The organism is Paenibacillus ihuae, assembly GCF_001368795.1.
GTDB lineage: Bacteria > Bacillota > Bacilli > Paenibacillales > Paenibacillaceae > Paenibacillus_AQ > Paenibacillus_AQ ihuae.
In genome coordinates, this window is sequence record NZ_LN831201.1 from 235312 (window position 1) to 237885 (window position 2574).

The following is a 2574-nucleotide window of genomic DNA, read 5'->3' on the forward strand; positions in this document are numbered from 1 at the left end:
AAAGCACTGCCGTCCATTTCAACCTGACGGCAGTGCTTTTGTTATGTAAATCAATCTGTCCCTGGAATGGCCGGATAACCCTTAGATCCAGCCCTTCTCCTCCGCCAGCCGCACCGCTTCGATCCGGCTTTTGACCTCCAGCTTGCTGAGGATCTCCGAGATGTAGTTGCGTACAGTGCCATAGGAGAGATGCAGCCCGCTGGCAATGTCGCCCGCAGACTGCCCCTTGCCCGCGAGCTTCAGAATTTCACGTTCCCGCTCCGACAGCGGGTTCTCCTCCCGCAGGCTGCCGAAGACCAGCTCAGGGGAGACTTCACGGTGCCCCTGCATCACGCGGCGGATCGCTTCGGCCAGTTTGTCTACCGGCTCATCCTTCAGCAGATACCCTTGAATCCCGGCCTTCACCCCCCGCTGGAAATACCCCGGCCGCGCAAAGGTGGTCAGGATGATGATTTTGGTGGGAACCCCCCTGTCTCGCAGAAGCTCCGCTACCTCAAGCCCGCTCATTAGCGGCATTTCAATGTCCATGAGGCAGACTTCGGGCTGGATTCTTTCGATTAAGGCAAGCGCCTCGGCGCCGTCACCAGCCTCCCCCGCAACTTCAATATCATCCTCCAGCTCCAAGAGCGAGGCCATTGCGCCGCGAAGGAGGCGCTGATCCTCGGCAATAACGATCCGTATCATGCAGTTACCCCTTCCTTTCCTTCTTTCACGATTCTCGGGATTACCACGGACAACGAGGTGCCTCTGGTGCCGCCTGGGCTAAGCGTCAAAGAACCGTCCATCAGCGACAGCCGCTCTGCCATCCCCTTTAGTCCGTTGCCCGCGCGGTAGGCTCCGCCAGCTTCACCGGTCTGACGCAGGCCGATCCCATTGTCTTCAATGGTAATCCTTACGTTGGCTTCTGTAATTCCAATAATGATCCTGCACCGGTCCGCTCCGCTGTGTTTCACTATATTCGTCACTGCCTCCTTGATGCAGAGGCTCAAAATATTCTGCGTCAGATCAGAAATTCCCGCCAGGGATGCATCGCCTTCTATTTCGAGGGCAATCTCCGCCGAACGCAGCATTTCGCCGGCCTCCGCCAGCTCTTCCGCTACGGATACGGCACGCATCTCAGACACCAGCTCCCGCACCTGGCGCAGCGCGGCGCGGGAGGTACGCTGAATCTCGCGCGCCTCCGCCTGCGCACGTTCAGGATCCTTCGCAGCCAGCTTTTCGACGAGCTGGCTCTTCAGCGTAATCAGTGACAGAGTATGGCCCATCGTATCATGCAGATCACGGGCAATCCGCATCCGCTCCTCGCGTTTTACCATTTCTTTGATCACCTCGTTCGCCTGGTCCAGCTTTCTTTCCAGCAGCCGGTTGCTGGTCAGAGAACGGGCGCCGAAGGGAAAAACCAGCATAATCAGCAGAAACGGGAACAGAAACACCAGACTGCCCAGCTCCATGCTCCGCATAGAGAGGAGCAGCGGGAACAGAACAGACAGGGCGAACACGGTGTAGGCACGCCTGAATAATGTCTTATCTGTATACCAGCCGATAAAGTTCGCGGCATAAAAACCGAGATAAAAATTATAAGGGGTGTAGAATACGCTCAGCACGACGACCAGCAGCAATTGAAGCCCCAGCCATAGATGAAAGGCTCTCCCGCTGCCTGCCCAGTACAACTGGCGGTAAGTAACGGCGAAGAGCACCAGCATGAGAACCCCGAGCAGCAGCTTGACTCCGTGCTCCGCCTGCAGGTTAAACGCCGGCATCAGCAGATAGAGCAGCCATACATACGGGAAAAAACCGAATCGTTGGGGAAACATATGAAACTGTTTTCGTGCCATCGTGGATTACACCGCTTCCTGTTTTTTTCGGATATATCCAAATAGTAGCATAAACATTGCCAGATATCCGAGTAAAATCAGCACCCCGCTCCACTGCGGATGGCCTCCCTGTACCACTCTCCACGCACCGTCCCCGTAGTTGTAGGAGGGCAGCCATCTGCCGATCCGCTGAACCGCCTGCGGCAGAATATCCAGCGGCATCCACATCCCGCCTAACAGCGCCAGCGCCATATATAAGACATTGCTGACACCGCTGGCTGTATCGACCCGCTTCATGAATCCGATTAATGTCCCCAAAGCCATAAACGGCAGTGCTCCGGCTACAATCCAGAGGCCGCTAAGCAGCCACTCCGCCGGACTAAGCGACAATCCATTCATCAGATAACCTGCTGCAAAAATACAAAGGACCGAGAAGAGGTGCATAATCGTCTGCCCGAACATTTTGCCGAAGAAATAAACAGAGGACGGCAGCGGCGTGATCCGGATGAAGGTATTCCAGCCCTGGGTGCGTTCCTGAACCAGCCGGATGCCGAGTGTCATAATGGATGAACCCATCACGCTGAACGCCGACATGGACATCAGGTAGTGCGCCTGCCACTGCCCGGCATCCTCTGCTCCCGTATTCACCACTTTGGTGAAGATAAAGTAGAACATAATCGGCATGATCAGAGACCAGAACACGTAATAGGGATTGCGCAGAATCCGCAGCAGCTCCGCCTTGCATTGGTTCATCATTAAT

The 2574-nt window shown here is 55.7% G+C and carries 3 protein-coding genes; all 3 read right to left on the reverse strand.

Features of this window, described 5'->3' with window-relative positions; genetic code table 11:
* Positions 1–81: 81 nt before the first annotated feature.
* Positions 82–684, reverse strand: coding sequence for a response regulator transcription factor (locus AQR02_RS25480; RefSeq protein ID WP_054943179.1), 603 nt, complete (start codon positions 682–684; stop codon positions 82–84).
* Positions 681–1835, reverse strand: a complete 1155-nt coding sequence (locus AQR02_RS25485; RefSeq protein ID WP_054943180.1) for a sensor histidine kinase — start codon at positions 1833–1835, stop codon at positions 681–683. Before AQR02_RS25485 ends, AQR02_RS25480 begins: the two co-directional genes overlap by 4 nt.
* A 6-nt stretch (positions 1836–1841) precedes the next feature.
* Positions 1842–2574, reverse strand: a 733-nt coding sequence (locus AQR02_RS25490; RefSeq protein ID WP_082452083.1) for an ABC transporter permease, incomplete at its 5' end; no start/stop codon positions are given.